2 protein-coding genes and 1 pseudogene are annotated in these 3,775 nt (G+C 40.1%); 1 reads left to right on the top strand and 2 read right to left on the bottom strand.

All coding sequences use genetic code 11. The features are described 5' to 3' along the window. Both JZU62_RS06480 and JZU62_RS06475 read right to left on the bottom strand, forming a co-directional pair. Positions 1-660: pseudogene (locus tag JZU62_RS06480) on the bottom strand (glycoside hydrolase); the annotation flags it as partial. Beyond that, positions 660-3,167 (bottom strand): sugar phosphate nucleotidyltransferase, encoded by a 2,508-nt coding sequence (locus JZU62_RS06475; protein WP_295013070.1) that lies wholly within the window; start codon positions 3,165-3,167, stop codon positions 660-662. The pseudogene JZU62_RS06480 and the gene JZU62_RS06475, both read right to left, overlap by 1 nt. A 130-nt stretch (positions 3,168-3,297) precedes the next feature. On the opposite strand from JZU62_RS06475, the gene JZU62_RS11000 reads away from it, so the two are divergent. After that, the gene (locus JZU62_RS11000; protein ID WP_365956529.1) at positions 3,298-3,591 is read left to right on the top strand and encodes a DUF1294 domain-containing protein; all 294 of its coding nucleotides are present in this window, start codon (positions 3,298-3,300) and stop codon (positions 3,589-3,591) included. Positions 3,592-3,775 lie beyond the last annotated feature (184 nt).

Genomic DNA, 3,775 nt, shown 5'->3' with positions numbered 1-3,775 from the left:
ATTTGCGATTGCAGCGTTCTCCATATCGATCAACAGCGGCAATATCGGATGATAGTACGGGGTTGTCGAAACCGCAATTGTCCCCTCATCTTGGAGTGTTTTATAAAAAGGGATAATCGTTTGAACAAAGCTGCACAATGACTCAAGGATACGGTGTTTGTCCCCTTGGGTAAAATTCTCACCCCGTTGCAGGAACTCTCTCACAACGCTATTCTCTCCTCGGAGATAATTCCCGCACCATGACAAAACAAACAACATCTCTAAATCGACCAGCTCATCATCGCTGTACTCGTTTTTCGCATAGAGCTTCTCATACCGTTTCAACGGTCTCACCATCGTCTCAAACTGACTCGATTTACACAGCTTGATAACCCATTGACGCGATGATTCATCCAATGCCGAGGGGTGTTGTTCCCACAAGGATAAAAAGTAATCAAATTTGAGAGGATCACGATAGAGTTCCAACTGCTCCATGAGCGTTGCGGAGAGGTTGAAAGTTGCTTTAAGGGAACGATGCTCTCTTAAAAGCCACGGCATCTCATAATAATCTTTGATGGCATGGAAGAAAACCCACGGCATCTGCATCACCCCATCACTATCACGATAGTCCGGCTGGTGCATGTGCCAGAAAAAGGTGAGTGATAGAGGTTTTTTATCCATTATGAACGGATCCATTCCTCAATCTTAGAACTATATGACGCCAAGATATGTTCACCCTGCGAATTCGATTTTGCTTGTATATAGAGGTTTAAATGGTCACTGTACTGATCAGGGATCATCAATACCCAATCTTGCTCATCGAGCCAAATTTTTACCCCATCGAGATTGGAGGACTTTTTACCCTTCGAATCCTCGAGGAACATCCGCATCATCTTTCCTTTGTTCGCTTGGGTACATGGAACTTGAAAAGCATGGTAGTAAAAACGTGGAAGTGCTTCGATTAGCTCAGAGAGTTTCACTCTGCTGTGAACGATCATCTCTAATATTTTCAATGTTGCATACATCGAGTCTCGATGAGTTGAAAACTCGGTAAAAGCAAAGTTCCCTTCACCCGTCGTTACCAAATCGTACTGCATCATCTGCTCTCGCTTGAAATTAGCGTACTGTCCCCGTTCAATCTGCAAATGGTCAAAATGGACAAAATCTGCTGCCCACGTCGGAAGGAATACTTTTTTTATCTCTTCTTTGGCTTTTGCCTCTATATTGAACAAGGTCAGGACGACAAACAATGCCGCCTGTTTACTCAGTAAAATCCCCTTATTACATATGATTTCCAATCTTTGTCCGTGCGGATAAATCATAAATCCCGCATCCAATCCAAGTGCGGTGATCACGGCACTCAAATCTTCATACGAACGTTTAGCCAGTGTATTAATATTTTCAAGACGCTGTTCATCAGGATAGGCATTAAACATAATGTTATCTACACCCATATCATTGAGAATATCAGGGAATACTTCCGATGAAACACCGTGCATCATATCAACTGCCACTCGACAGTTTAGACATTTAAACATGTGTGACTGAAGGAGTTCTTCCATCCCCTTTTTATAGCCTTGGTACTCTTTTACATGATCAGAAGGGAAAATCTGTCCGACACGCGAATAATCAACCCGTCGAAAAGTCTCTTTGAAAAATGCTTTTTCCACCTTTTTTGACATATCATTATTGATCCGAAGGGCTTCATGGTTGTAAAAGGTAACAACCGTACTGGTAGGGTCATCTAGTTTTTGATTAAAGTGGACACCCGCAGCATACTCATCATGATACGACAAACTGCACCGCATAACGGCTGATGGAATAGAGCGATAATCGATCACATCCATACCCGAAGAGAGTAATCCGCCTAAAAAAGCTCTCTTCAACATTCGAGAACTCTTAGAGCTGTCACGTGAAACAAGAATCGTCGATCCGACCGGAAGTTGAGCACCGAACGCTTCGGCAAGCTTTGTCGCCATTTCACAGGAGAGTTCGACGTTTGATTTTCCGATTACCAAACCGTTTTCAAAAATAGAATTTTTGTATCTACTCCCTAAAATCACACTTCGGCTGACGATAGAGGCATCTTCGATTACTTTGTCCGGCCAAATGGTGACATCTTTTTCAACGATCACCAGTTCCCCGATTTCACACCCTTCCGCTAAAATCAATCCCGATTTTGCCGTAACGTTTTTACCGATGCGGTTGTTATTACAGATAACACATCCGTCTAATTTCGTATTTTTACCGATCTGAACATTGTCCCAGATGACACTGTTAGAAACTTTCGAGGATCCGCCGATGAGCACATTATTCCCGATCACAACGTTGCTAAGTTTCGCACCCTTTTTGATCGTTACCTCGTTTCCGATAACAACAATTCCGGTAACTTCGATACTCTCATCAATGATGTTGTCCTCTCCGCAAATCAAAACACCATCGGCATATTTAATCGCTTCGCCACCGATCTCAAATTTTATTTTTCCGCTCAAAATATCTTCATATACATCACGATAGCTCTCTGGATTACCGACATCACGCCAGTAACCATCCGCATACCCCGCCATCAAATCGATCCCTTTGTGCATTAACATCGGAAATAAATCTTTGGCAAAATCAAAATTTTCATTGTTTGGAATATAGTCGAGTATTTCGGGTTCGATGATATAAATACCGGTATTTATCGTATCACTAAAGACTTCACCCCAACTCGGTTTTTCGAGGAATTTTTCGATTTTTCCCTCATTATTGGCGATGACTACCCCAAATTCGAGTGGGTTTTCCACCGAGGTAAGGGTAATGGTGAGTTTGGATTTTTTGAGTTTGTGATAATCGAATATTTTTTGAAAGTCGAAATCCGTCACCAGATCGCCACTGATAATGATAAAATTTTCATCACCGATGTACTCTTGGGCTTTTTTAACCGCTCCGGCAGTTCCATAATCATCATCCGGCACCACATACGTGATCTTAATCCCCCACTTGCTTCCATCATCAAAATAGTCTTTGATTACTTCAGGTTTAAAATAGAGAAGTACGATAAATTCTTTAATTCCTAAATTGCGTAAACTTACAATCGTATGCTCCATCATTGGACGGTTCATAATCGGAAGCATTGGTTTTGGTATTGAGTTCGTAAGCGGTTGTATCCGGGTTCCAAACCCACCTGCCATAATGACAGCCTTCATACATCTCCTTTAAGAAAAAGTAATAATGCGAATATTTAATCATATCACAAGTAGGACACAATAGTGTTATTTTATTCGTAAAAAATAAAATTTTTATCACTTTATTGCCTTCTCTACTTATGCTATACTCATGTATATGAAAGCATTTATTCTTCTTTTTATTTTATTTAATATTATCACATTTGCTATTTTTGGTTATGATAAATTTCTTGCACGTGCCAATCGACGACGGATCAGCGAGAATACACTTTTGACATTAGCCATCGTAGGAGGAAGTGTTGGTGCCGTTTTTGCACAAAAATTCTTTCGCCATAAGAGACGTAAATTTCGATATCTTTTTTGGATAATTTTAATTATCCAATTTGTTACATTTGAGTTGATATGGCACTATGCTACACACAATATTAATTCATTAGATTTTTAATAACTCTAAAACTTATAGTTGGCACCTAGATACCAATTTTTTAATGAATCTACTTTTGCTTTTGAAGCTGTAGAGGTAAAATCTCCAGTAGCATTTGAACGTATATACCGATATCCCCCTTCAACTGAAAAGTTTTCAGTTAACGAATAATTTAATCCCATATTCACTCCAACAAACCCTCCAT

This window comes from Sulfuricurvum sp. (assembly GCF_019163035.1).
GTDB lineage: Bacteria > Campylobacterota > Campylobacteria > Campylobacterales > Sulfurimonadaceae > Sulfuricurvum.
Note: the sequence above shows the minus strand (reverse complement) of the source record. Positions and strands in the feature narration are given on the sequence as shown.

Bases quoted from the DNA above. Each gene is read 5' to 3' on its own strand.
- JZU62_RS11000 (WP_365956529.1), top strand. From the start codon at position 3,298: ATGTATATGAAAGCATTTATTCTTCTTTTTATTTTATTTAATATTATC.
- JZU62_RS06475 (WP_295013070.1), bottom strand. From the start codon at position 3,167: ATGAAGGCTGTCATTATGGCAGGTGGGTTTGGAACCCGGATACAACCG.